26 protein-coding genes and 1 pseudogene are annotated in these 26,415 nt (G+C 40.1%); 2 read left to right on the forward strand and 25 right to left on the reverse strand.

Annotated features, from left to right (window positions below):
* Window positions 1–705: 705 nt before the first annotated feature.
* The 4 genes from ltaS to ctaG form a co-directional block, all read right to left on the reverse strand.
* Window positions 706–2,655, reverse strand: a complete 1,950-nt coding sequence (gene ltaS / locus VP97_RS00210; protein WP_050179602.1) for a lipoteichoic acid synthase — start codon at window positions 2,653–2,655, stop codon at window positions 706–708.
* Between the two features lie 840 nt (window positions 2,656–3,495).
* Window positions 3,496–3,681: a YlaF family protein gene (locus tag VP97_RS00215; protein ID WP_050179603.1), complete on the reverse strand. Its 186-nt coding sequence runs from the start codon at window positions 3,679–3,681 to the stop codon at window positions 3,496–3,498.
* A 100-nt stretch (window positions 3,682–3,781) separates the two neighbouring features.
* Complete coding sequence (locus VP97_RS23600; protein ID WP_156153362.1) at window positions 3,782–3,934, reverse strand: hypothetical protein; 153 nt, start codon at window positions 3,932–3,934, stop codon at window positions 3,782–3,784.
* Window positions 3,935–3,978: 44 nt separating this feature from the next.
* Window positions 3,979–4,884: a cytochrome c oxidase assembly factor CtaG gene (gene ctaG, locus VP97_RS00220; protein ID WP_050179604.1), complete on the reverse strand. Its 906-nt coding sequence runs from the start codon at window positions 4,882–4,884 to the stop codon at window positions 3,979–3,981.
* 234 nt (window positions 4,885–5,118) lie between these two features.
* Between ctaG and VP97_RS23605 the strand changes: the two genes are divergently transcribed.
* Window positions 5,119–5,262, forward strand: coding sequence for a hypothetical protein (locus VP97_RS23605; protein ID WP_156153363.1), 144 nt, complete (start codon window positions 5,119–5,121; stop codon window positions 5,260–5,262).
* 107 nt (window positions 5,263–5,369) lie between these two features.
* Here VP97_RS23605 and VP97_RS00225 read toward each other — a convergent pair whose 3' ends face one another.
* The 18 genes and pseudogenes from VP97_RS00225 to VP97_RS00300 all read right to left on the reverse strand — a co-directional run bounded on the left by VP97_RS00225 (window position 5,370) and on the right by VP97_RS00300 (window position 20,425).
* Window positions 5,370–6,077 (reverse strand): HoxN/HupN/NixA family nickel/cobalt transporter, encoded by a 708-nt coding sequence (locus tag VP97_RS00225; RefSeq protein ID WP_050179605.1) that lies wholly within the window; start codon window positions 6,075–6,077, stop codon window positions 5,370–5,372.
* Window positions 6,078–7,045: 968 nt separating this feature from the next.
* Window positions 7,046–8,752 (reverse strand): putative bifunctional diguanylate cyclase/phosphodiesterase, encoded by a 1,707-nt coding sequence (locus VP97_RS00235; RefSeq protein WP_050179607.1) that lies wholly within the window; start codon window positions 8,750–8,752, stop codon window positions 7,046–7,048.
* 988 nt (window positions 8,753–9,740) lie between these two features.
* Window positions 9,741–9,932 (reverse strand): annotated as a pseudogene (locus VP97_RS23055) (YfmQ family protein); the annotation flags it as partial.
* A gap of 252 nt (window positions 9,933–10,184) precedes the next feature.
* Window positions 10,185–11,009, reverse strand: a complete 825-nt coding sequence (locus tag VP97_RS00245) for an ArdC family protein (RefSeq protein WP_050179609.1) — start codon at window positions 11,007–11,009, stop codon at window positions 10,185–10,187.
* A 106-nt stretch (window positions 11,010–11,115) separates the two neighbouring features.
* Window positions 11,116–11,763, reverse strand: a complete 648-nt coding sequence (locus tag VP97_RS00250; RefSeq protein ID WP_050179610.1) for a JAB domain-containing protein — start codon at window positions 11,761–11,763, stop codon at window positions 11,116–11,118.
* A gap of 119 nt (window positions 11,764–11,882) precedes the next feature.
* A complete protein-coding gene (locus tag VP97_RS00255; RefSeq protein ID WP_050179611.1) occupies window positions 11,883–12,242 on the reverse strand; it encodes a hypothetical protein in 360 nt (119 codons plus the stop codon).
* Window positions 12,236–12,469 (reverse strand): hypothetical protein, encoded by a 234-nt coding sequence (locus tag VP97_RS00260; protein WP_156153364.1) that lies wholly within the window; start codon window positions 12,467–12,469, stop codon window positions 12,236–12,238. Before VP97_RS00260 ends, VP97_RS00255 begins: the two co-directional genes overlap by 7 nt.
* Before the next feature lie 164 nt (window positions 12,470–12,633).
* On the reverse strand, window positions 12,634–13,305 hold the full coding sequence (locus VP97_RS00265; RefSeq protein WP_050179613.1) for a hypothetical protein: 672 nt from the start codon (window positions 13,303–13,305) through the stop codon (window positions 12,634–12,636).
* Window positions 13,274–13,624, reverse strand: coding sequence for a hypothetical protein (locus tag VP97_RS00270; protein ID WP_050179614.1), 351 nt, complete (start codon window positions 13,622–13,624; stop codon window positions 13,274–13,276). The genes VP97_RS00265 and VP97_RS00270 overlap by 32 nt, the downstream gene beginning before the upstream one ends.
* Window positions 13,621–14,628, reverse strand: a complete 1,008-nt coding sequence (locus tag VP97_RS00275) for a RecT family recombinase (protein ID WP_050179615.1) — start codon at window positions 14,626–14,628, stop codon at window positions 13,621–13,623. Before VP97_RS00275 ends, VP97_RS00270 begins: the two co-directional genes overlap by 4 nt.
* Window positions 14,629–15,216: 588 nt before the next feature.
* Window positions 15,217–15,339 (reverse strand): hypothetical protein, encoded by a 123-nt coding sequence (locus VP97_RS24645; RefSeq protein WP_281175062.1) that lies wholly within the window; start codon window positions 15,337–15,339, stop codon window positions 15,217–15,219.
* Window positions 15,340–15,611: 272 nt separating this feature from the next.
* Window positions 15,612–16,358, reverse strand: a complete 747-nt coding sequence (locus VP97_RS00280; protein WP_050179616.1) for a hypothetical protein — start codon at window positions 16,356–16,358, stop codon at window positions 15,612–15,614.
* Window positions 16,355–17,692: an AAA family ATPase gene (locus VP97_RS00285; protein ID WP_050179617.1), complete on the reverse strand. Its 1,338-nt coding sequence runs from the start codon at window positions 17,690–17,692 to the stop codon at window positions 16,355–16,357. Before VP97_RS00285 ends, VP97_RS00280 begins: the two co-directional genes overlap by 4 nt.
* Before the next feature lie 543 nt (window positions 17,693–18,235).
* A complete protein-coding gene (locus VP97_RS24825) occupies window positions 18,236–18,388 on the reverse strand; it encodes a zinc ribbon domain-containing protein (RefSeq protein WP_342667305.1) in 153 nt (50 codons plus the stop codon).
* Window positions 18,318–18,527 carry a zinc ribbon domain-containing protein gene (locus tag VP97_RS24855; RefSeq protein WP_425388420.1) on the reverse strand — a complete coding sequence of 70 codons (210 nt, stop codon included), beginning with the start codon at window positions 18,525–18,527 and terminating at the stop codon, window positions 18,318–18,320. Before VP97_RS24855 ends, VP97_RS24825 begins: the two co-directional genes overlap by 71 nt.
* Window positions 18,434–18,898, reverse strand: coding sequence for an RNA-guided endonuclease InsQ/TnpB family protein (locus VP97_RS24830; protein WP_342667306.1), 465 nt, complete (start codon window positions 18,896–18,898; stop codon window positions 18,434–18,436). Before VP97_RS24830 ends, VP97_RS24855 begins: the two co-directional genes overlap by 94 nt.
* 783 nt (window positions 18,899–19,681) lie before the next feature.
* Window positions 19,682–20,017: a helix-turn-helix domain-containing protein gene (locus VP97_RS00295; RefSeq protein WP_050179618.1), complete on the reverse strand. Its 336-nt coding sequence runs from the start codon at window positions 20,015–20,017 to the stop codon at window positions 19,682–19,684.
* Between the two features lie 90 nt (window positions 20,018–20,107).
* On the reverse strand, window positions 20,108–20,425 hold the full coding sequence (locus tag VP97_RS00300) for a hypothetical protein (protein WP_050179619.1): 318 nt from the start codon (window positions 20,423–20,425) through the stop codon (window positions 20,108–20,110).
* Window positions 20,426–21,481: 1,056 nt separating this feature from the next.
* On the opposite strand from VP97_RS00300, the gene VP97_RS00305 reads away from it, so the two are divergent.
* The gene (locus tag VP97_RS00305; RefSeq protein WP_050179620.1) at window positions 21,482–22,816 is read left to right on the forward strand and encodes a replication initiation protein; all 1,335 of its coding nucleotides are present in this window, start codon (window positions 21,482–21,484) and stop codon (window positions 22,814–22,816) included.
* Window positions 22,817–23,114: 298 nt separating this feature from the next.
* Here the strand turns inward: VP97_RS00305 and VP97_RS00310 are convergent, their stop codons facing one another.
* From VP97_RS00310 to VP97_RS00320, 3 genes are read right to left on the reverse strand one after another with little or no spacing between them, the layout of a single operon-like run.
* Window positions 23,115–23,834 (reverse strand): hypothetical protein, encoded by a 720-nt coding sequence (locus VP97_RS00310; RefSeq protein ID WP_050179621.1) that lies wholly within the window; start codon window positions 23,832–23,834, stop codon window positions 23,115–23,117.
* Window positions 23,835–23,847: 13 nt separating this feature from the next.
* Entirely contained in the window at window positions 23,848–24,669 is an 822-nt protein-coding gene (locus VP97_RS00315) for a S1 RNA-binding domain-containing protein (protein ID WP_050179622.1), read from the reverse strand.
* A gap of 40 nt (window positions 24,670–24,709) precedes the next feature.
* Entirely contained in the window at window positions 24,710–26,398 is a 1,689-nt protein-coding gene (locus VP97_RS00320; RefSeq protein WP_245629799.1) for a type IV secretory system conjugative DNA transfer family protein, read from the reverse strand.
* Window positions 26,399–26,415 lie beyond the last annotated feature (17 nt).

The raw sequence follows: 26,415 nt of genomic DNA on the forward strand, positions 1-26,415 counted from the left end.
AAAAAGTAAGCATGAAAGGGATTAAAACAGCGTAATACAGCCAGCTTTCCGCAAAAAAGATGTATAGCCACCCGTAGCTGATTGAGACACAAGGCCAAAAAGATTGTATATACTATTGATGATATTGCGCCAAACAAAAGGCCTATAATACCCGATAGAAATATTTTCATCCTTACCCTCCTTCACTCTGTCTTTGATTTCAACATATTTATCCATAGAAAAACCCAAAACTTTGGATTGACACTTTAGATAAGTATAGAGTATTTAATAAAGAACAGGATTAGCGTAACCCTTTATGGTGCTTTCTTCTGTATGGTATTTAAAAGCAACATTTACATTAAAGATACGTTTTTTTCATCAACAGTTTCGGTCATACGTTAATTAAAATTGTAAAACTTATGTTAAGAGTGATACATTTTAAAAATTGACTTCTAAGTTTAAGATTTTATTGTTAAATGACTTTATTACTGCTAATCAGTAAAGATTACTTTTATCTTGCTGGGCCTTACTGCAACATTGGTATATGGTGATAAAGTGCCTTCTAAGTGGTCTTCCACATAAAAAATAGGGATAAATCCTTTATAAAGGATTTATCCCTAAAGATATAATTTTAAATTCCATATTTTGAGTTAACCGATCCCTTTAATAAATAACTCATACCAGAAATTATATTTACTTACAGCAGCTTTTGAAACCCCTGTATTGTTAAGGGGTATTGTATCGCTCCTGTTGTGTGTAATCCAATGTTGATGGATCGATCGGATCAAATCCTTCTGGCTGGTAGAATCGTAAAAGATCCCCATATAAAACCTTATCCGAAAGTCTAAGTTGCTGCTTTACAAAAGCACTGTCTTCTTCCGCTGATTTTTCGTTAAAAACTCTCTCTCCAGTCGGGTTTTTGTAGAGTTTACCATCTATTGAAGAAAACTCAGGTGTAATGTAATCTCCATTTCGAAAAGGTACAATTTGACGGCGTTCAGAGGCCAATAAATCAGTACCAAATTCAATATACTCTTTTGTATCAATACCCAGCAGTCTTAAAACGGTTGGACGCACGTCTACCTGGCCGCCGTAGGTAGGATTTGTGCCGCCTTTTATTTTTTCACCGGGAACATGAATTAGCAGCGGTACTCTTTGTAATTGCTGCTGCTCGAATGGCGTAATCTCTTTGCCTAATACCTTTTCCATAGCTGGCTGCCGGTTTTCAGAAATACCATAGTGATCTCCATACATAACGACCATCGTATTATCGTATAAACCGGATGTTTTTAGATCATCAAAAAATTGTTTAAGTGCCTCATCAAAATAACGGGCTGTCTGGAAGTACCTGTCGACGGTTTTATCACCTGTCGCCGCTGGCGCTATGGTTTGATCTTTTTCGTCTATAGGATATGGGAAGTGATTCGTCAGCGCAATCATCTTGGTGTAAAACGGCTGCGGCATATCCTTTAAATAAGGAATTGATTCCTTGAAAAATGCCTTATCTTTCAGCCCATAATTAATTGTATTTTCTTCGGTCATATTATAGTATGTGGCGTCATAGAACATGTCATAGCCAAGAGCTTTGTACATATTTTCACGGTTCCAGAATGTTTTATAGTTGCCATGTAAAGTTGCCGTAAATTTAAATTCATTATTCTTCAAAATGGCCGGCAGCCCTTGATACGTATTTATTGCTTTTGTTGTGTATACGGAACCTTTGGGTAACGGAAACATAGAGTTTTCTACCATAAACTCGGCATCTGATGTTTTTCCTTGGGCAGTCTGTTGGAACAAGTTATTGAAATACAGCGTATTTTGATCGCGTGTGAGTGAATTGAGGAAAGGGGTTACCTCTTCTCCATTCAATTTATAATCAATAATAAAGTTTTGCAGGGATTCCATTGAAATGTAAATCACATTCATGCCTTTTGCAGCCCCGAAGTAATTTTCATTTGGTTCTACGTATGCAGCATCCCTATAGTTTTTTACCTCTGTAATATCATCATTATCCGCTAATACACGCTGAGAGGCGGATCTTGAACTTTGAATGACATCATAAATAGTAAAATTGTTAATACCCAGGTATTTAACAAGGTAGTTCCGGTCAAATGTTCTCGTCAATAATTGCGGGCGATCTAACTCTGCCAGTGCCAGGTTAGCGCCGAAGAGTAAAACAGCAGCTGAAAATACTGCAGTCACTGTTTTGCGGCGCACTTTTTCTTGCGGCTTTAAGATTTTTGTGATGACAAGTACGGCTAATACAATAAAATCCAGGAAATAAAAAAGATCGTATGGTTTAACCAGTGCCAGCGTGCTCCCACCTAACTGGCCAAAATTTTGTGTCTGCATTAATACAGGCATGGTAACAAAGTCACTAAAGAATCGGTAGTACATAACGTTTGCATATAATACAAAGGACAGGATAAATAAGATCGCTAAGTATCCAATGAACCTGCCCCTTCCTTTAAAGAGTAAGGCAAAAGCAAAAAAGAACACTGCAGAGCTAATCGGATTGATGAATAACAGGAATTCCTGTAAGCCACCTTCCACTCCTAACGAGAATTCTATTTGGTACGCTGCATATGTTTTTATCCAAAAAACAATAATAATAAGAAAAAATAAATTAAATGGCTTATTTAAAAAATTTTTAATGTTTACTACAGTTGAGCTCATATTGATCTCCTTTCGTTATATTAAGTTTGTATTTTTATACTAAACATGTGAATAGAATACTGCGGTAATGAAATCCACAGCAATAAGCGCCTATACAAAAAGAAACGGCCGGTCTTTCAAAGAGCGGAGTAGCTTGCCCATCCGTTTAAAGTTCTCTTTGTCTAGAACTGGCTTACTTTCATCCGCTCTATTTCTTGCACTTGGGTTTGTCCAAGTAAACAACTTAACACATTCAAAAGATCGCAACAAGCCCAAAGCTAATAAATCAATTAAATGGTCTGAAATAACGTTTAACCCAAGCGTTATCTTCCATGCTTTCGTTTAGTTAATGACTTGAAGGATATTTTAAAAATTTCTTATCAATCAGGACTCGCCTGGCGGTGATAAAAAACAACCAAACAAATAATCGAGTCATGTTCTCGGAGTTTCAGCCAAAAAACATCATAGGCGACAGATAGCTGAAATATTAACGATCAATCCAGGCATGGAAATAATCAGCATCTTCACCTCTGTCGGATTGAACAACTGTCAATGGACTGTAGGAAAGAGATCGGCAGGAATGGCGGCCTGAGGAATGTCTTTAATAAAAGCAGATGGTACCTCAAACCGTTTTTAGTCAAACACGTTGTGGGGTGAACTGCATATTAAAGTACATCGTTCAGTACTGATGCTATTTTCGATGTACGGGGGTGATGGCAGGATTTCGCTCGTGAAGAATATCAGTCAAGCCGTTAAGATGATGAATGCTGCCAGAGCGTTCATCATCTTGATGCACTCCTGTTCCCTTTTTAATTATGCTTCAGATATATTTTAAAAAGACAGTAGTATATAATCTCTTTTTTATAACTTTCCAGCCCGGCGCAATTTTGCTTTGTAGGAAAAACCAAAGCCCATCACTCCTAAAAGAATAATAACAGAAAATAATGCTCCGATCCAACTTTGCTCTCCAATTGCGACGCCTATGCCCATTAAGCATGCGGCGGCAAGAACAGCCAAACCGAGAAATGGCCACTTAATATTTGACATTCTATTCACCCCCCCTTTTCTTTATTTTAGTTAAATTGTTCTGTTTTTTACAAGTGCAGTTTTCTTTAATTAGGCTGATATAACTGGTAAGTAATCTCATTCATATAAATGATGATTGATACGCGGTTATAAACCCAATCGCAGCCGGTGCATCTGTTTTATCTGGGGCCATTCCTTTTTTCTGATGTGCGGTAATGCTGAAACCATCATTGATGCGCACCAGGAAAGAAAAGAGTTCAAGTGATCCAATCAATAGAGTACCTGCTTTTAAAAAGCCCGAGAGTTCCATTCTGCCTTTTAAAACGTTGACTTATGACGGTCAAGATCCGCTTGTGTAATCTCGTCTGCCTGCTCTTGCTCTTTCTGAAACCATTCAAAAAATACTTGTGCTAAAATGACACCATACACAATTTCCTGAATGATTTTCATGATAACGCCTCCAAGCTTTTGGTCCTCTAATACGGGCATATTGGAGAAAAGTTCTGGACTGCTTAGATTTAAACCCGACAGCATAGATACCGGCACACAGAGTTCCATTGCTTTTAACCAGGCAGAAGCATCTGAATAGGTAGAATAAAGAGGCTCAGTAGCAAAAACAATCAAAGCGCATGCGGGTGTTAATAAAACACCAGAGGCAAAAATATACCCTACTTTCTTTAATCCATGAAGTTCACGCCCATCGTTCTGTTTGTTTACGAGCGGCCACCACATGAATAAGGCGAAGAAGAAGAAAATCACAGTGTATACACTATGGAGTGCATTGGACATTTTGAGAAAATCTAAAACGTCTGGAATATGATAAAACGAAAATAAACCATTAAACATAATGAGCGCTAATATAGGCTTCGTAAAAAAGTTAAACCCGGGCCGGATAACCGGCAGTTCGATTATTCTTTTCCATACCCACCAAGGAATAGCTTTAATAAGCAGCGGAGGAATAATAAGATACAATACACCCATTTGGACCATGTGATATGACAACATAATGTGGCCCATTACATCTAGCGGAGATCCCTTCACTGCGTACAAAATAACCATAGCGCTGATAAATAAGAGAGCTTGGCGTTTCGAAAGTGGTTCACTTTCCTTAAATTTGTTTCTCCATTTTGTGAAGAGGAAAAAATATAAAACGGTAATAAACAAGAGAGCGCCTAGAAAAAAGGGACTCCATAGAGCTTGAAATCCAAAAATTCCGATTGACATCATTGATTCACCCCGTTTTCTACTCTCTTCTCTTTGTCAACATCATAGCAACAGTGATTGGTTAGTTCATGATAAAAAACAAGTGTTTACAAATAAAATATACCTTATGAAATGACACCATATAAAAGCATACAGTGTCGTTTTAATGAACTTGCTTTGCATCGTTTGACGCAAAGTTTTAAAAAGCATACTCTGAATTATGGACAAACTATATAAATGCAGGGGGAAAGGACAATGAAAAAAATTTTATTGTCGCTCTTCATGATCCCGCTTCTTCTTTTTTCCTCTATTGGTGCAGTTATGATTGTAAACATTACGTTCATTTTCTTTCTCTACTTCGTCTGGAAACGCGGAAAGCGTTTAGAAAAACAAAAATAAATAAAACCGGATTTTCGCTTCCGGTTTTATTTACTTTCTTTCCTAGAAAAAAGCAGCCAGTTATGGCTGTGATGTTTTTCGCAACAGTTTTTAATCTTTTTTCATAATCACTGAATCCAAAGCATAAATAGTCCTTCATTCATTCCCAAGTTGTACATGTAGTAGATTCCAAAGAAAATACTAATTAAACCTGTAATTTGAGTAAGGCTTTTATTAATATAAATTTGATTAGAGCTAAGTACAAAAGGAATCCCTATAATAGTAGTAGAAAGAAGCATACCTATAATCGTTCCTGCGCCAAATATTAAGATATACAGAGCCCCTTCCCAGGCATTCTGGACTGTACTCATTGTCAATAATATCATCGCAGCACTTCCCGCAAGGCCATGGATGAATCCCATAAAAAGTGACTTAGTGTATAGTAATTGAAAGCCTGTGCTTGGGTTATTCATTTCACTCTTCGAATCATTATGTAATACCGACCCACCTGCCGCGGGTGAGTGTGCATGAGTTTTTTTGTATGAAATAACGGTTGTTATACCAAAGTAAACAAGCATAACGCCGACCAGAAATTCCAATGACATAGCCCACTGTTCAGTAATTTCCCTCTTCATCAAAACCATAGTCATTCCTACTAAAAACAATGTGGCTGTGTGGCCGATCCCCCATGACATCCCCGCTAAAGAAGACCGCCATAATTTTTTACTCTGGCTCGCAATAGTAGAGACAGCTATTACGTGATCTGGTTCAATAGCATGTTTGATTCCGAGCATAAATCCCAACGCTAAAACAGATATAAAACCGATTTCTTCCATTCGTAACCTCCTCATATAAAAAAAGTATTTTTCCTGTGTAAAGAAAAACGCTTTCACATAAATCTATTATAAATTTTCTTGATAAGCCTGTGAACCTCCCACCTAAATTAAAGATTTTGATGGAGAGGTTTACCAATAAAAAACAAGAAAAGTCCAATAAGGCAGATGCCAAGACGTTGGAGATGCCTTAAAGTTTTTTGGCTAAAATAACTCACTCAATTTTATAACGCATAAAATTTTTACACTTTACTGCTTCTGCTTATTTACTCAAAGAGAATAAACTGTTAAAGGCAGTCCAAAATAAATTAATACAATAAGTGTTTAAGTTTACTCCTATTGGGCAAGAATAAGTGACGTAACGGAAAGCTTATTTTTTGCGTTTTCTTTTTTTGCCGTCCCCCCGATACAGCTTTTTGGGGGGTCTTTGTTTTGATTTCCTCTTTACAAAATGTATGAATGAGCTTCTATATGGACATGGACTTCGATTACATCATGTTCCTTTACGAGCACACTTTCTACTTCCATTGAAATATCATGGGCCAATACCTAAAGTGGAATTAACCAAAATAACCACATTGACCGCAGGGTTGCTCCCATACTTTCTTGCTCTTATCGTGTTGATCCTTTTTACACCGGAATTTTCAAAATAGATTCCTTATAGGCTTTCAGTTGGTTTTCACCAAAGCCCTCTGCTTAATCATGAGAAGCTCCCTAAAGACCCCCCCCCCTCCTGTTTTACAAATCAGCAGGCCGACCACAACGGCTGCCACTGGAGCCAGCCAGGGAAGCCCAAATTGAGACCCAAAGATACCAACTGCTGTCCTTATGCTGACCCAGGCAGCCGATAAACTGTCTTTCGCTGCAGCCATCACAGGCTGGCTTTTAATTTTTTTAAGCTAATCAATTTTTAAGGAAAATGGTATAACGTCCTTCTCCTAAAACAAAAAAGACCGAAATGATTTCGGTCCTTAAAATATGTGTTTTTCTCTAAGCTGGTTGTGGCTCACACCCAATAATTCATCTATCTTATTTGGCGGCAAAGGTTTAGAAAAAAGATATCCCTGGCCAATTTGACAGCCATTTTCTAAAAGAAAAGCTGCTTGCTGCTCTGTTTCAATGCCTTCAGCAATAAGATCAAATTTTAAATTATACCCCATCTGGATAGTTGTTTTTAAAATTACAGATATGCAGGAGTTTGAAAGGGCTTCTTTTACAAAAGACTGGTCAATTTTTAAATAATCGATTGGCAATTGGTTAAGAACACTCAGCGAGGAATAACCTGTGCCAAAATCATCGATTGAGACCTTGACACCCAACTGTTTCAGTTCTTTCACTATAGGCAGCACCTTTTTAACGTTCTGTATAATACTTTCTGTAATTTCTAATTCCAGGAATTGAGGGTCCATTTCTGTTTCTGAAACAATTTCTTTAATATCTTTTATAAATCGTTTGTCTTCAAATTGATAAATGGATACATTTACGGCCATCTTCATTAAAGGAAAACCAGAATTTTGCCACTTTCTGTTTTGTTCACAAGCTGCTTTAAGGACCCATTTCCCAAGCGTTACAATCAAACCGCTTTCTTCAGCTAAAGGTATAAATTCCGCAGGAGAAATAGACCCAAGTTCAGGGTGTTCCCAGCGAAGCAGCGCTTCCATCCCTATAATCCCTCTAGTGTTTAAATTGACTTTAGGCTGATAATAAACGTGCAATTCCTTGTTCTGGATAGCAAACTGTAAATCATTCCGTAATTTCAATTTACGATTCAGGACATCTTCATGCGCAGAGGTATAAAAACTGTAATTTATTGATGAACTTTCTTTTGCAACATACATGGCTGTATCTGCATGTTTAATAAGTGTCTCAACCTTTTGACTATCTCCGGGATACATACTAATACCGAGACGAGGTGTTATAAAATATTTCTTTTGGTTGAATATAAACGGAACGGTAAATTCACATAAAATATGATCTTTTACTTTTAAAATTTGTTCCTTGTTTGTGTTTTCTAGTATTAGAACAAATTCATCTCCGCCTTGGCGTGCTACAAAGCCGTTTTGGCCGGCTGCAGAAATCAGCCTCTGACCGACCTGTTGTAATAAAAGATCCCCAGCATGATATCCCAATTCATCATTTACTAGCTGAAACCGGCCAAGATTAAGAAATAAAACGGCTAATTGCTGCTTATTTTGACTGTGCTGTAAAAGCTCCTTTTCAAGATATTTATTTAACATGCGCCTATTTGGCAGTCCTGTTAACAAATCATAAAAATCGATTTTTTGAAACTCCTGATTTTTCCCCTTTAGTTCTTTATTTAAGTATTCAAGCTTAAACTGTTTCCTCTGCACATTTTTCTTTTGGTAAACTTCACTAATGGCATAGAAAATTTTAACTGCAGTCAACATGACAAACATTTGGTAATCATGAGAATGAAAGACAGACTGATCAACATACTCGGAAATCTCAAAATACATATGTACACCTATTGAAATGAAAGACATTATCACACTGCTTAAATAAGTAAAATAAGAAGCGATTAAATAAATTGAAATTAATTGAATCAACCAAATAACTTCAAACTCCTCCGGTATAAATAAATTTATAACCGCAGGAGCAAGCGCTAAAATAATAGCAGCCATCCAAATAGTAACCTTAGCTTTTTTTGAGATATTCATATTACTCTCCTTAGTTGTCTATTGGAAAATTACAATACTTATTGGATTTATTCTTTTTTAGTTTCATATTAATATACTCCTGCTAACCAATAGAAATAACTATTTTCAGATTATAAATTTTCTGGATCAAAAAAAGGCAAAACAACACAGCGAAAACGGTAATCTGTGTTGGAAATCCGAACATTAGCCATCCAAACGAGAAAACACCTTTTCGCTTTTAGCTCCATTTGATTTTTTTCATAAGCATATTTTAGTTCATGAAGCCAAAAGTCACTTAGCGCCAAATACCTTTTTTCTATTAATACACACGATTTAAATTTGAGTTTGGCCACTTCCCTTTTTGTAACCAAAACAGTTAACATTTGTGAGTCTACATGCAATACAATGAGAATGTCTTATAAGCATGAGTAATTTTTTAATGTTGAATTTTGCACATAATGTATTTTTTATTTTTTATTTGGTTTCTTTCTTATTAGAGGTTGTTTTTTATGGCTGTTTACCACACCATCAACGTTTTTCAACTTTTTCTGTTATATCTAAATTTGCCGCTGGAAGAATGGTGTCTGTTTATGAAAAAAGCTTCCCACAAGTTCTAAGCAAAACAGCGTGCAACCATACTTAACTATATCGAAAAGAAAACCAGCCTCCCAGTGTAATAACTATTCCTGATCATGATCTTGATCTAAAGCTGCCTCAGCTCAGGTAGTTATTTCGTTTTTGGAATCCGTAAAGAAACATTAAACGGGGCTTTACGCATTCCAAAGAAAAACAGGGTATGCGGTGGAAACCCCTTAAGTGGATGGGAAATGACCTGTGCAGGCGATGCTTATGTTTGGATCACTAAACCTCAAAAAGCTGGCTAGCCGTGAATACCTCCGCAGACAGCTTAAGCAGATCTTCTCAAACACAAAAAAAACAAAACGGCTTCGAACCAAATATCTGAAAGCCATTTTGTCTACAGCCAGAGAATGCTTCTTTTATAACCCTTTTAGACTAAATCCGAATCCCCTATTACAGACATAAAACGTTTTTGGAGATTGTCGGAAAGCACACTATACGCAATTACTTTCTTCTTGCACTGTTTGACTACATCCACATGATCTTGATAACTGTACACAAAATAATCTAGCTTTTTTGCCTCTTTTGTATCAATGACTAGTAGAGTCCCGCCGTTATCTGGATAAAAAACATTCGTTCGATTATGTAAATATATAAATAAAACAGAAAATAAAGAACTTAGCGCCTAACCCCCACTAAATCGCAGATTTTGAAGGGGAATGCGACGCTAATTTTTTGTTCAATACACTCTACATTAAATATTACTACCCAACTTATTATACTATCATAGAGGGCTCAGTTTTTTCGTAGAGAATTAAAACATTCTATGAATAAGAAAGCTCTTTTGTTAAACGTAGCTCCTGATAATAACCTATTATTCTTTTAACGAGTAAATATAATCGCCCGCTTTTTGAGCCTGTGCTGACGCATACATGATCAGTTTTGAATCCTCTCTTAGGACGCGCAGCCAGGACTGAATATAACTCGCGCTGTTTTCAATCGTTACATTCTCAATACCGGCCACACCACATAGCATAGCCGCGCCAATTTCCGCAACCAGCTCTTCTTTTGAATAAACTTCGTCTCCAAACGACACACCGCCCTGTGTAATCCCTTTGCGGGCAAGTCGGGTTTTATGTCCTGTGCTGTGAATTAATTCATGAAACAGGACAGAGTAATATTCTTCTGCTTCCCGGTAATCTTTTAGCGGTGGAACACTAATATGATCCAGCTCTGGATAATAAACAGCACGGCCAGACTTGTAATGAATACTGGGTGCGTCCACATATCCATCTACAATCTGCTGGGCGGACTCAATTGGATCATGATCAAATGTTTCTGTCTCCCTCCTGCTTTTCAAACCCTCCGCCTGTTTAATAACGTTAAACACTTTATAGTAGCGAAGAAACGGGATCTGTTCTTTCTCACCGCTCTCTTCATTTTCGCGCTCGATCCATTTCCAGAACACTACGATTTGGCCTTTTTCACCTTTACGGACTTTGCCTCCGGCTTCTCCAATCTGCTTGAATGTTGCGTATTCTCCTAATCCCAGAAGAAGGGAATTAATGCCGCGATACGGCCTTTGAGTCACCCAATTAACCGGTGTACCATTCTTCCACGGGCGCCGCCACGGTACGACTCCTTTTTCCAGCTGCTCAATAATCCGGTCTGTTACCATTTTATAAATCGTTTCACTCATTTTAAGCACTCCTTTATATGAAGGTTTTAAAACACAAAAAGCCAAATCCGAAGGTGGATTTGGCTTTAAAGCGTTCCTGTTTGCGATGAATGGCCAGAAGCCGGATTTAAAGACAGCCTTTTTCCTTTAAAGACACATACTTCTCCTGGCATACCACCAGATGATCGAGGAGCTCGATGCCCATCAACTTGCCGCATTCGGCCAGCCGCTTGGTAATATCTATGTCTTCACGGCTAGGTGAAGGGTCGTGTGATGGATGGTTATGCCCGCATACGATGCTTGCAGCCGAATGTTGTACAGCAAATCGATAGGTCTCCCTTGGATGCACTAACGAAGCATTTAAGCTTCCTTTAAATACCGCCCGCTCGTAAATGACCTGGTTTTTTGTATTTAAATACAGCACATAAAAGACTTCCTGCTTTTCATAGGCAATTTTTGTGCGCAGGTAGTTATACGCATCTTCCGGGCTACGGACCGTAAAGCGCTGCTCATCCGAAACAAAGCTCCACTTTCTGCCGACCTGAAAGCCAGCCATAACCCGCTGAGCCTGCGTAAGGGTCAGTCCTTCCCTACACAGCTCATGTTCAGTCAGGTCAGCTAGGTCCTGAATCCCTTTGGCGGAAAGACGGCCGCAAAGCTCTGGCGTTGCTTTCGGTCCGATTAACACTGCCAGCAGATGCTGCAGGTCTACACCCTGCCCAAAACCGTAGCTGGAAAGCACTTCACGCGCTGTTTCAATATATTTTTTCTCCATTGTTTTATCCTTTCCATGAGTCCCCGCGCCGCAGCGGCACGAGGATTCATGCCACCGCTTTTGTATGCCCGGGGTGGAAGGCTTATTTTAGATGTGATATACTGTACTCAACATTTGATTTATTTCTTTTTTGACGAAAATCTTTTCGTCTCTTTTTTTTGCCCAAATTGGCTCAGCACCGCTTCATCCCAGCCAATTTTGTTCAAATTTGCCGCAGTGATTGTCATCACTTTCCACGGATTAATCCCTTCAAGCGCCAGCTGGTCTGCCATTTCTTTAAGTCCGGATTTATGAAATTCCCACGAAACAGCCACATTATATTTCCATACTTTTTCACCTGTTTCAATGGCGCCGTTCTGGTCCACAAATCTTTTCAATTCAGCTTTCAATGTCTTTAGAGCAGATTCCATCCGTTCAATTTCAGCGGCCAGCTCTGAAGCTTCCTGTACAGACTTGAGTTTAGGCACAGCCATCAGCATGACAGTTCACCGCTCTTTTGCCGTTCCAGATCCAAAATGCTCCAATGGCCGTATGAACGGACAGAGTAGATGCCTTTTTGTATCCGGATCAGTGTACGATAGAATTTTGAAAGCGGCAGCCGTTCAACTGTCCGTGCTGCTGAATCAAACTGATAACATTCCCCATGCTCGTACATGACGCTTTTAACATTCCCCGCTGTATCTTTAAAACAGACAAATGCCTTCACAGTGCGTTTCTCCTTAAAACCCGATAAGGATTGCATTATTTTTAATGGTTTAAAAAACTCTATATTTGTGTTTACTAACACAATGATTCCTCCTTTGTTTGGAACCTCAATACCGTCCCATTTTTAATAACAGCCTGCCGCAAATGAATGGTATTGGGCGCATTTTATTGTTTTTCCATTGGTGAGTACGGATATTTCAATGGGTCGCACATATGGAGCGTCAGCGCCTCCAGGCGGTTGATCTGAGCCGGCCGTTCAGGGAGGGAATAGATGTCCAGCACTTCTGCGAGAAGCGGAGAGCCAATGGCTTTTTCCCTTTCCTGAATTGCTTCCACGACATTTCCATACGTTCCTCCTGCAACACCTGCAACAAGCAGCTGGTAGGCAAAGCGCTTTTCATTCCATAAGAACTGCTTCCATGCTTTCCAGACGAGTTCCCGCAGTTCTTTATAGGATTCATAGTCAAACTTGCGGATGTCCACCCAGTCCGGCTTTGCGTCCAGCCCCATCATTTTGCACTGGCTGCTGGTTAATTTCTCAGCAGGATGCTGTTTGTAGGTGCTGCCGCTCTTTTTGCGGTACCGGTCGATGACTTCCTTTTCCGACACGCCTTCAAGAAGAGCGATGAACCGGAAAACACCGCCTGACTCACCGCAAAACCAGCATCGAAAGAGCTGTTCCTGTGTATTTAATGACAAATAATACTTCTTCCGCTTCCTGGGCTGGTCGTCTTCGCGGCAGAAGGGGCATTTGGCAAGCGTCTGCTTTTTGCCGAATGAACGAGGTTGGAATGTCAGCTGATGGTCAGTTGCAATATCCAAAATATTCGGCAGCATGCCATTCTCCCTCCTTGATCTGCTGAATGATGCTCTGGATTGTGCCTGGAACCGGAATTTGAATCCAATGTGGCTGCAGAGTAATAGACAAGGGTTCCACGGAAATCTTTGTCCAGTTCTCCCACCACCGCCACATCTGATAGCAAGCAATTGCTTCTTTTATAAATGATCTCTGGCTTTCCATCCTTCCGGAACCGGAATAAGTCACCAAGAGATATTCTCTTTCAGGACGGACAGCAACGAAAAACAGGCCGCTTTTTGCCTCAGATGGAATGGCACAAATCAACGTATCACCATCTGTAAATGCGGCAGTGATCATGATACCGCGCCTGCTTCCACGTTGTTCACTGATTCTAAGAAGAGATAGCCGTTTTCTTCACGGACATCCATTAGAAATGTTTCTTCTTCTGGAATCTGCCTGATGAGTTCAACGGATTCTTCTCCTTTGGCCAGAACCAGCTTTTCTTCCTTTGACTCCTGGTCTACCACATGCAGCTTTGCGTAGGGAATGCCGCTTGGCGATACGCCAGAGTCATATTGTTTTAAGATAAAGCCTTTTGAATCTGTGTTACCAGCAGGGTTCAACTGGTTGTCCTCTTTCGGGCTGCTTTGCGGTTCTTCATCTGCAGAACGCTCGTCTCTTGGTTTATGCTGGTGAGAGGGCTGTGCCAGTCCAGGCTTATTGTTTTCAGGACTCTTTTTAGGATTCGGCACAATGTCCACCTGTTCGCTTTTAAACTCTTCCAGTCCCATTTCCTCAGCTGTATAAAGGCCGCCAAGCGGGAACTGGCGCCGCAAAACAAATACCTCTGCAATTTTCACGATCATGGCAGTCGGCATGGCATCCCAAATAGGAGAGCCGCCCCGCCCATTTTTACGCTGTGAGCGTGCATTGGCTTTAAAGTACTCTTGAAAGTTAACGAATACTGCGCAGGGACGAAACCGCTTATGGTACAATACTGCGTAAGCGCCAATAATGTTCCCCCGCTTCTGACCAAACACATGCCGCACATTTCCTTCGGATGGAATAAACTCAAACTCATCTCCTTCTCTTACTTCCGCTGCACAAGGAGCTCCGATATAATCGGGGTGCTGAGCAGCTATACGAAGCAGCCCGTCACAAGTCGTAATGAAATTTGTGCGTGCTCCCTGTTTCGTTTCGTATTTTTGAAACACAATATCCCCAAGGAGAGGATTTAACCCAAATGTTTCGCATACTTCCACGAAATGCCTGGCTTCTTCCTGTGTTCCTCCATTTGGTCCGACAAAGCGGCTCCAGATCAATGACTTCTGTTCCTGGGAAAAAACTAATGCTTTTTCCATTTTGATAAACACCCTTTCTGAGAAATTTTTATATAAAAAAAGCGCACTGCTCTACTTGAGCAAATGCACTTTTTTTAACGGGATCATGAGCATTTAAACGCAAAAAAACCGGCTTGATCCATACGGAATCCACCGGTTTTAAGGTCTGCTCTATTTAGGCATAGTGAAATAAGGATCACATGCCTGCTTTTAAAAAATCCAATAATCACTTTAGGATGGCTTAGCCATCGGCCTGCTGTTTCTCGGATCTATGCGGTGCATAGTAAGAATAGCGGCAATTACTTTGTGTCGATTCTCCCCTGGCAAAATGAAGGGTGTAACGACTTTCACTTTGGAGTGACGAATAACTGAAAACTTTAAAGACAGAATAACAAATTTTCTGTTAACATACAAACGTTATAAAATTAAAGGATTTTACAAAAAGCTCTAATCTATGGGATTAGTACCTTTTTAGCTCCTATATTAACACGCCTAAAGTATATTCGCAGCCTCTTCAACTTTTGTAATCGTTCCACGATAGTTATCTTTTCAAGAACGCTTCTGCAGTTTCTTCTCATGCAGATCAAATCCTCTCTTGAAATACTCCACTTATTCGGACCATGAAGGAAGACCTGAATTCATTGACACGCCTGCTTCGACAAAAAACGCAATTTTATCATGATCAGCCGCTTCTTTTATAATTCGTTTACTTTCTTGGATAAACGCCTGCATATCATCAGCTCCTAGAAGAGTAGTTAAAATGTTTTTTTATTAGTAAAACTATGTACCTTCTCTACTCCAACAAAGCGTACTATATTAGATAAAATTACAAGTATAAAGGTGTATCCAACGGGATACACCTTTTCCTTTTACCGTGATCATTTAAGCAAAACAGGGAGCAATTACTTTATCCCATTTATTTTGTTATTTATGAGATAGCTAGTTTTTTATTCAGCTTGCTCCCTATTCTTCAACAAATTCCAGTTCTAGTTTTAAAAGAAAATTCAAGAACTCGATTCTTTTAATTCAAGGTCGATAAATGTGAAAAGTAATGGCACATTTGTTAGCCTTAAAATTTCCGATTCATTATCTATAACAGTTCCCCAAGTGAGTTCGTACAATTCCTTATACTCTTTTTCTTCCAAATCCGGAAGGGACATAAACAACTGTAAATACTGTTCAATTGGCCCATCTAGTTGATCCATAAAGTCCTCAATTGCTGTAATTTTTTCGTCTTGCTCCGGATTAAGTTCATCGAATAGAACATGCTCCAAGTTTCCCGAAAAAAAATACATCTGATAATGAATTTTCGCAGGTAGTATTGTTCTAGTTCGGCACATTTCTTTCATGCGCGAACCCCGCTTTTCATTCCTTGCTTGAATTCGTTCTTTTTGCTTTTCATTTTTCACTAAAATCTTTTCACGTTCATAGACTGTTTGCTGCAGAATTCCAGAATCAACGACAATACGATCATTAGATAAGAAAATCCCATCTATGTCTACGAGATGAAGGACGCTGAGAAGGTCGCTTTCCTTCAATTTGTAGGTTTTTAAGAAATCCTTTATCTTTTCTCCTACAATGCTTTTCGCTGATTTTCGTTGATTTTTAATATTGTAAAGCATATCACCGTGTTCGACCCCAAACCGGATATCGTGCTGGCGGAATAATTCCTGGAGCCTTTTAAAAAGTAGAGTTTCTTCACAATCACCTTCGACAAGAAGCAAGACAACTTTTTTGGATAGCTGACTCAACGATACGCACCAGCTTTTCGGAAAGATGTTTTGATATCAAATAAATTTGTTTCCGCGTATAATGGTTCCTGTTGCCCGCCAAGCTGAACTGCACGCAAATAAATATCCCGAGCGTTGCTTAGCTTCTTTACTCCCTTAAGCTGTATGTAACGTTCTGACTCATTTAATGTAGTAAACCATAGATCTTGTACTGGAAGCACTTCCAAAATGCGTAAGTTGTGTGAAGTGAAAAAAAGTTGCCCTTTCCCATTTCTACTCAATACCTGCAAAAGCTCACCCAACAAATATTCAAAAATACCTGCGTCCATTTCATCGATGACTACACAAGCATTTGGATTATTGTAAACCGCAACCAATGTACTTAACACAGATATAATTTTCAAAATTCCTTCTGACTCACTTCTAAGAGGTAGTTCAGTGTCTCCACGCTTTGATAAAAACTCAAATCGAATTCCCTCTGACCCATCATCCGTTTTTTGTGAACTGATCCGATTGATCTTTACTTGCAAGCCTGGAATAATCGTTTCAAGGACAATGTTTGTCTGTGAAACCACCTGCTCAAGCGTTTCAAACAAAGGCACAGGCATAATCATCATGTCATGCATTTCATATGGGATTTGACCACGCTTGTTTTCAAAATGGACGCTAAACGGCATAACAATGTTGGCAATCAATAAGCCATATTGTGTATTCTTAATAACATGCAGATCACGGCGAAACTCATGAACTAAATTCTCAAAAAGACGCCATTCTTCTTCCCCAAAGTGTTTTACAACTATCTCATCTTGTAATTCTTCATTAAAAATAAATGAAGTTGAGTTACCTGTTGCCATTTTATTTGCGACTAATACTACTACACGTTCATCCTCATTCATATTGGTCACTTTTTTATTACGAATCGTAATATCATTTTTCTTTTTTGAAATGAGATTTTTATATCGTTTTTTCTTCTCATTTTCCCGATAAGATAGCTCTTCTTCAACCACGTAGAGCCGCTTTTCTCCTTCAGAAAGTCCTACATAATACTGAACAAAAAATTCACCATACTCGTTTTGAATTAAAAAATGAAAAGTCAGTTGAATCATTTTTTCTCCTGAATACAGCAAGTTCTCTGAAATCTCAGGCAGTTCAGCACCTCCTTGAGAAAATAACAAGGTTTCCAATAAAGAAAAAGCTTCTACAACTGCCGTCTTTCCAGAGCCGTTTTGCCCATAAAAACCAACAATGTCCGCTTTTTTCATTTGTTCAAATGACGTATTAGTTAGAAAACGCCCTTTTTTTACGTTTTTTAAATTGATAATTTCCACTTCTTTTACACGCACTATGGTATCCATACGACTTCCTCCTGTCGCTTCTTATAAAAAGTATATCATAGTATGAACAATTAACCATAAATATAGTAAAATTTTTTCCTTTTTTAATTATAATATTGATTTTTTATCTATTTATTATCCTCTTGCGTCTATTTTATGCGAAAAACAACAAAAAAGACTGTCCACCCTGTAGAACAGTTTTTACTTAATATTCCCTTTTACTTTGCCCGTTCCATAAGCCCAGCTATACCCCATCTTTTACCTCAAATCATTTTCAATCTACCTACACGTCATTTGTCATAAAAACTTGCTAATGTTTTTTAATTATAAAAAGTAAGGGAAATGTGGCTACACCAACGCATTCTCATACGGAGAGTCTTGAGGGAGATGCTCTTCGGCGCATTACAGGATAACCTTTTGTCCATGTCCTCTTTCTCTATCACCCCGTCGAGTTAACCAAACAGGAAGGAGATTGGTTTAGGTTTTTTGAAGGGGAAGTGATGTGGAATCGTGTTTTAATGTTGAACAATTGTGTATGTAGATTTCTTTGTGTAACTCATTTATCTAATGGAACACATCCGCTAATTGATAACTTACAATGAGTCCTATCTGGGCCCGTCCGGCTTTTTCAATGTTTAAGGTGGCATTATGGTCGCGGTCCAGCACAAGACCGCAGTCCGGACAGGCATGCGTTCGGACGGAAAGGGATTTTTTCACTCTTTTGCTGCAGCCCGAAACAGGCCTGGGTGGTGAAATGCGGCTTCACTTTAACCAGCTGGCCGCCATTGAGCTCACATTTATACGCCAGAAACTGGCGGAATATTCCCCATCCTGCATCATGAATCGATTTGGGCACTTTCCTATTTTCGCCTGATTGCAGATGTTCAGATTCTCTACACAAATGACGCTGTAGGTGTTTGCAAGGCGGAACGATGTTTTATGCAAGAGATCCTCCCGCTGGTTCGCCACCTTGGCATGAAGCTTCTGTAGCCTGGCCACTTGTTTTTGCCAATTAGAGGAGTCTTTTTCCTTTCTCGAAAGTTTCTTCTGGGCACGCGAAAGCTTTTTCTCCTCCTTACTGAAAAATCCTGGATTTAAGATTTCTTCGCCTTTCGACAAAACAGCAAATTTCCTGATACCGACATCAATACCGGTTGCTACAGAGGCTTGATGGACAGTCTGCGGCAGGTCTCTGCCTGTCTTTCGACACAGAAAATAGCAAACCAGCGCCCGTTCTGGCGCTTAATGATCACCTGTTTGACTTTGCCATCTAACTTCCGGTGAAAGCGGTTGTCTATTAAGCCCAGTTTAGAAATGAGGAGCTTTCTCCTTTTCCGAAGGAAACGGCCCGCCGGACAGTATAAATCTTTCCTTTTTTATCTTTTTGTTGGCTCATGCCAAACTGTGTGAATGTAATCGAGTGGTAGTCTTTATGTTTTTTCAACTTAGGGTAGCTGACTTCTTTTTTAAAGAATTGATCAAACGCTCTTCCCAGCCTGTCCAGTGTTTCCTATAGGGGCTGGGAAGGTACTTTTTTAAGATATGAATGGTGTTTCTTGGATAGGGTTAACACGGCACTGAGATCAGATTTAGTCAGGTTTCTCTTGTTCTTTTGATAGGCCCTTTGTTTATCAAGAAGAGCCGAATTATACTACTGACAGCAGAGATTGACCCATAAGTGAAGAGTGCTTTTTTGTTCCTCATTCGGAAAAATTTCGAAGCGGTAATTCAGCATCATCGCGACCCACCTCCAGTATTTAACAAATATAGTATACCAAAAAGAAACATCCGTCCAACTACTAAGTATAAATATAAAAAAGCGGCTATTCCTCTCATACTCCGTGCGAGCAATTTAAAGAAGTCTTCTGGTTGATACTAAGATAAACAACCTATACCTTGTCCGCTAGCAGGCGCTTAATATGTGAGCCGATGAATAAATCATAGCTAATGGTATCCTCTAAAAAACTCGCTGCGAACGTTTTAGCTATTTTCCCTGATTTTTCCTGGTATTCATTCTTTCACCTGCTCTTTTAGACTAACGTAATCTTCAATAACAAATAGTAGTGCATCCAATTTTCTTTTCGAACAACGATTAGACATGTTTCCCCTGATCTGAACAGTCAAATGGCTTTGCTGTTGTTCCTGCGCGAGGAGCTCTTTTACGGAAATACCCATAACCGCGGCCAGCTGCTCGATATGCCGGGGCTGGAGTGTGCGTTCTCCTGATAAAAGATGCCCTACTAAAGCTTTACTAACAGCGAGCTGCTCCGCTAACCATTGATAAGATTTATCCTCTTTATTCAACCATGCTTCAACTTTATGGATTACAATTTCATTTGTCTTCATAACCGCTCACCCTTTCGTCTACACTATTTTATCTTTTTTGTAGACGTCCACAAAATAATCTAATTTTATACTGTTTGTGGCAGTTTGTGACTATACTTGGTCCACTTCCTCTTCTGGCGGCAAAACAGGCTTTTTATTCGGATCGAGGAAAAGAAGTTGAATGCAACTTTTATAAACCCAGTGCTCTTTTGCTAGTCGAGCCCTTTCATCCCACAATTCCTTTTCCTTTTCAAAATGCTTAATGGCTAGAATGACGGTTTTATCTTCAAACTTTGCCTCCAGCTCTTCTTCTGCAAGCCGAGGATCTAAAATCTCTCCGTCAAGATTTCGGACCAAAGTGCCATCTTCTTTAAAATCCGCTATATATACTGGCCGGACAACATTCAGCAAAAAGGCCACTCGAATCATAAAGCAGCCACTTCCTCTTTTACTTCTTTATTTTTATTTTGCGCAGGTTTTAAGTGTTAGTTTGCCTCAACCACTTCACATGTATTATTTAAACCTTATTGCCATGATGACTTAAAAACCAATGCCATTTTTTGAGTTATCCAGTCTGTCTTGACTTAACCCCGCTTGATACAATTCCTGCTCATAAACATACTCAATAGCACTACATTTAAAAAGTTACGAATCACCTCAATATTACGCTGCTCTTTTGGAAAAACGTCCATGCAAATCTTTATCAACTTGCCGATCTCCTCTCGAACAGAAAGGAATCGTAACCAAATATTTTTATTTTTTAATGTCCCTTAAAATAGGGTGGAATCCATATGTATAGACACTCGTATAGCCGATTTCTTGATCTTTTCCGTTAAGACGGCCGGCACCCCAGCATACCAAGCCCTTCATTACCCCAAATTAGGGGACATATTTTGATGCCTGCGCTATTTTTTCCTCTTAATAAATAAACATAAGCTTGTAAAAACGAAACCATCCCGAGCGCTGAACCCATTTAATGGGATATATAAGTGAATTAAGAACCCTGTTGCCCACTTAAAGGGACATATCCAGTATAACGTGCCTTTTTCCTGTTCTGTACCCCATTTAAAGGGATATATAATACACTGCCATCAATTCCTTTGATTCCACACCCCATTTAAAAGGACATATCACCCTAATTCACAGGACATATAGGACCAATTCACAGGACATATCACCCTAAATAAAGGGACATGTTACCCCATTTAAGAGGACACATCACCCCAAATAAAGGGACATATAGGCTTCTCATCCCTTGCCAGTCCTCACTTTAAAGAGCCTCTTAACAAAGAAAACAAAGAAAACATTTTAAAACAGAGATATAATAAAAACAGAAAGCGGTGATTTGGAAGCTGGTTTTATTTGACCCCATCGAACGGGACATATTGCAGTTTGTTTACATTTCTCCCGCTTTCCTTTTATTTCACAAAAAATCTGACTAAAATAGACAAAGAATACCATGCATTCCGGAGAGGTGACTCTGCTATGAAAAACCGTCAAATGTCTTTTGATGATGAAATGTTTCAAGCCAATATAAAACCGGAATACTGGGTGAATCAATCCACGAGCCTTATTAATATGGCTCAAAACCTTACGGTAACAGAACGCCGTATTATTTATTCTTTAATCGCCTTGATTCAGCCAGACGATCGTGATTTTAAAACATATGTTCTTAGTGTAAAAGACCTTGCCCAGTTAATCGGCTACAAAGGAAAAAGTTTTTACAGCCAGGTGGAAAAAGCGATTGACGGGATTATGCGGAAACAGATTACCATCTATTCAACGGACGGAAAGCAGCGGGTTGTTGATAAAATTCAATGGGTACAGCAGGCCACCTATTTTCACGGTGACGGACAAGTAAAAATCAAACTTTCGGATGCCCTTGCTGAATACCTGTTGAACCTTGAAAAGTTTACAAAGTACCGCCTGATTAATGTCCTCCGCTTAAATAGTGAATATTCCTGGAGGATTTATGAATTTTTAAAAGAGGATGAATGGAAATCCTCGTCTATTGTACAGAGAGATAAAAACAAGACGTGGAAATCCCACCGGATTATGTATGTGGATGAGTTAAGGCGGCTGCTCGATATTCCAGACGATACGCTGAAACTCATGAAGCACTTTCGAGCCACCGTATTGGAGAAAGCCAAAAAAGAAATCAATGAAAAAACCGATATTGAATTTGATTATGAAGTACATACCAAGAAGGGTAGACGGATTGAATCGTTTATTTTCTACATAAATCCAAGTCAGCGGTTTCAGGATCTTCAAACCGATGTTGATTCCACCATGGATCAAGTCCAGTCACTGGTGAATGTGCTGATAAAGAATGGCGTCAGAGTCAATGCAGCCATTAAATTAGCGGGAAAATATCATTATGAGTATTTGCGTGCTAATATCCGGTATGTAGTGACAAGCGCTTCATCGAAAAGGAACCAGGCCGGTTATATTATATCAGCTATTGAAGAAAATTATGCTCATTATGAGGGACCATCAGAGAAAACAGAGAGAGATCCATTCTACAACTTGATTCTCGGCCAAGTAGAACAGCGTCTTAAACAAGTGAACGAACGGGATAATAAAGCTCTTGAACAAATTATAAAAAAGCATGAAAAGATGCTATTGGAAAATCCACATGCAGATATCAAGCAAATTATAAACAGCCGCAAGTCCTCTATAATGTCCGAACTCGATAAAATAGAGTTTGTTCGAAACCAGCAAAATCATCCTTCTTTGTCAGAAGAGGATATTTCGAATCAAACGATAAAAGACATATTCAGTGAGTGGAAAGCCCAAATAATAGCTATAGATGTGTACTAAAGAAAAGGATATCGCCCTTTCTCTTTAAAACATAAAAAGGAAGTGCGCGTACTAACGCATACTTCCTTTTTTCTTATCATTTTCTCCACAATGCTGACACTCGTAAAACCTTATGAGTGTTAAAAACGAAAAAAATTTTTCATCAGGTGAAAGTTGTATTAGAACAGCACCGTAATGATAAAAGCGGCTTCTGAAAAAAGAAGCGTGTTAGACATTTTCGGGTATAATCCTTCCTGCTGAATTTATCATCTTCGACGAGAACACCCCCACTTCAACCGTCAGGTAAGTGGGCGGTAGTTCAATAAGCCATATTCACTGAGCTTTTTTGTGAAAGCTGTTCTTCTACCCACTCGCTTCCGCTTTTAATATAAAAACCCAGTCTTTCCCGCGCAGAGTGTACATCTTGCTGTAAAATGGCTCTTATCCTTATATCATCATAATGCAAAAGGCCTTCCAAATGCTTTAATGATTCGGTAATCACGATCATCCGCTCACTAAACTCTTTCCACTTTAAAAATACCAACAGGTCTTGAATATCTTCTTTTGCAGAATAAATATAAATCGGCTTATTTTTATAAAAAATGACCCCTTCAAATGGATTGACGGCTGGCGAAATGCGGGAGCCGGGAAACCACTCGTATAGCTGGAAAAACAACAGCTTTCCCAGCATGTCTTCTATATTTATCTTCAGCCAGTAGTTATTTTCGTACCCTGGCATATCTATTGCTTTCGCTCCATTTATGCCAAGTGTGTAAATGGGAATAACCTGATTATTCTTTTGGATATCATGACGGACCAGCTTTTTTTCGAGCACCATTTTCTTTTTCCGCTTCTTATCCAGGAAAAAAAGGCGGGAGAGCTGCAGCCCGCCAATCACACCAATACAGGCAAGGGCTTCAAGCGCCCGCTTCTCTTTCGGCGATTCATTGTTTACATACTTAAACGGCTTTATATACTCCGGCACCTTCGTCCAGTTCAGCTTCCAGGTATGTTCAATGGAAAAAGAGCTAAGGTTCATAAAGAACCACTCCCTAAAGTACCCGCGTAATGCGAGAGCGGATTTGCTGCTTTTTTGCATTCGTGTCCAGCACACGGACCAATACACGGTCGCCTTTTTTCACATCTTCAAATTTAAGATGACGCGACAGGCTGTCCACCCCGGGCTCCAAGTTCACGAATACGCCGTATTCACGGACACCGGAAACCGTGCCCACGTATTCATTTCCTTTCTGGTAGCGGCCGGCACACGCTGGCCATGGATTTCCGGCCGCTTCCTTTGGACTCACCTTTACATGTTGGCTTTCCTGGTCAATGTCCTTTACTTTCACTTTTAAGTGGTCGCCGACTTTCACTTTATCCATCAAGTCATCAATCCAGCCGTATGACATTTCCTCAATCGGTATTTTCACTTCAATCCCGCCAATATCTGCACGCACCTGTGTCTGATTTACATAGTTTACAACTGCGACAATAATCTGGCCAACATCAATTTTCTTTATGGTAATGGCTGCCGCCTGTTCAATGGCTGATTTACGGGAGGCAGTAAAGATTCCTTCCTCGCGGTCATAGTTCAACACCTTAAATAAAACCATTTGTCCCGTCATGCTGCGCAGCTGGCGGACATTTTCTACGCCGGTAAACTCAAGCGGGATATACCCACGCACGGTTCCAAGTGTGACAACAGCGCACTGCATGTCCAGCTGTTTCTCAATGCCTGTAATTGGCGCCTGCAGAATGGTCTGGTTCTGATAGGCGCCGAATACTTTTTTCCAGTTTTCATCGACTTCCGTTTCCTGCACCTTTGATGGGTCAAATCCTTCAATGAGAACCTGCATAAGATTTTCTGCTGCCATGATTTATCGCTCCTTTTCACTTTTATAAGCTATGAACGTCTTAATCCCAGAATCCGTCTGATGACTTTGGCGGTGTAAATTCCTTTTTCTTTTGCACAGCTGCTGTTTCAGTTTCAAATGTTTCGGCTGACGGTTTTTCTTTTTCCACTTTTTCTGGTTGTGCTTCACTTTTTATTTGAGAAGCCTGCTGAACAACAGGCTTTTTCTCTTTAGCCGGATTTTCAGTGTTTATTTGTTCGATCTCGCTTTCCTTTTCTTCTTCCAAAACGATTAATGTTTGAGCTTCCACTGGATTTTCTTCTAATGGGACTGGTTCCTCTCCTGCAAATGCCTCAAGGGACTGGACGGATACCGGCAGAGACGGTTCATTTTTCCTGCGCTTTCTCTTCATGACACGCAGTCTCCGCATAAGCCATGACCGCTTCACTTCCCACTCTCTTTTTTCTTTCCAGTCACGCGGCACAAAGGTTCCTTTCGCCAGTTCAGGCGGCTGAGGAGTGCCGTCCTGAAGAAGCTTATGGACAAAATGAAAACGAGGAAGCCCGTCCATTAAGTCTGTGTAATAAAAACGGTACTCCTCGTTTTCGGTATCCCGGTAAGATTCAGGAAAGAATTTTGGAATCATTATTCGATTTTTATAGGTGCTCTGCCGCATAATCACGCGGTCCCGGCCAAACTCTTCGGCGAATTCTTTTGCATCACCCGCAGACAGCCCGCCGAATGCGATCTTGTTGCGGCATGATGTCAGGATTGCCTGCTTCATCGCTCTCGGCCCAATTTTTCCTGATTCCACTTCCAGCTGGCCAAGTGACTGGGTCGCGAAAATACCGGATACCCGGTATTCCGCTGCCAGCGACAAAAACATTTCCACATCTGGATTGATGAAACGGCTGTACTCATCCACAATCAAAAAATGGGGAATGCGGGTCTGCTCCGTACCGGGACGCCTGAACGTGCCATTCTGCAGATGCATAATGATAAACTGGCCGAATGCATCCCCCGCTTTGCGCAGTTTGCCAAGCGCAGTATTCACTGCCAGGACCCCGCCTTCTTCAAAATGCCGGTCGATATTAATGTCGCTTTTACCGGTCATGATCCGCTTCAGTGACTCATTGCTTGTGATGTTTTCCAGCTGCGCACGAAGGCCAATCACAAACTGGCGGTACTTTTCACGCATGCTGCCGAGCAGTTCCGATTCAAAAAAGTGGACAAGGTCCGTCATGCCGTCCCGTTTTTTTAGCTCTTTCACTTTTTTCTCCAGCTCTTTTTCATCTCGCAGCGTATTCATTACATCAATAATATCCATTTTGTCACTATGCAGAGCTTTTAGCAGTTTGGTAACGTTACGTGCTGACAGCTCCTGTACCGTTGCAAAAAAGGCATCCTGTTTGCCGAAAAGTCCTTTCAGTACGACTACCGTTGCTTCCGCTACATCATCTATCGCGCCTTCCATTGGGTTAAAGCCTTCGCTATCGAGCCGTTCAGGATCAATATGCGTACAGGGAATCTCCATTTTCGTACACATGTCCTTAACCATCTGCGCCATATCACCTTTTGGTTCCACCACGGATAACCCGAGTGGTACGCCCCGCTTTTTTTGGAGCAGGAGCTGATAGATCATTGGTTTTAAAATAGTGGCCGTCTTCCCAGACCGTGTTGGGCCGACCACAAGCATGTGGGTGAAGCAGTCACTTCCCTGCCAGGTAATCGGAAGTCCGATTGGAACCACCTCCTTTACAGCTGATT

The organism is Domibacillus robiginosus (genome assembly GCF_000966195.1).
In the GTDB taxonomy this organism is placed as follows: domain Bacteria; phylum Bacillota; class Bacilli; order Bacillales; family Domibacillaceae; genus Domibacillus; species Domibacillus robiginosus.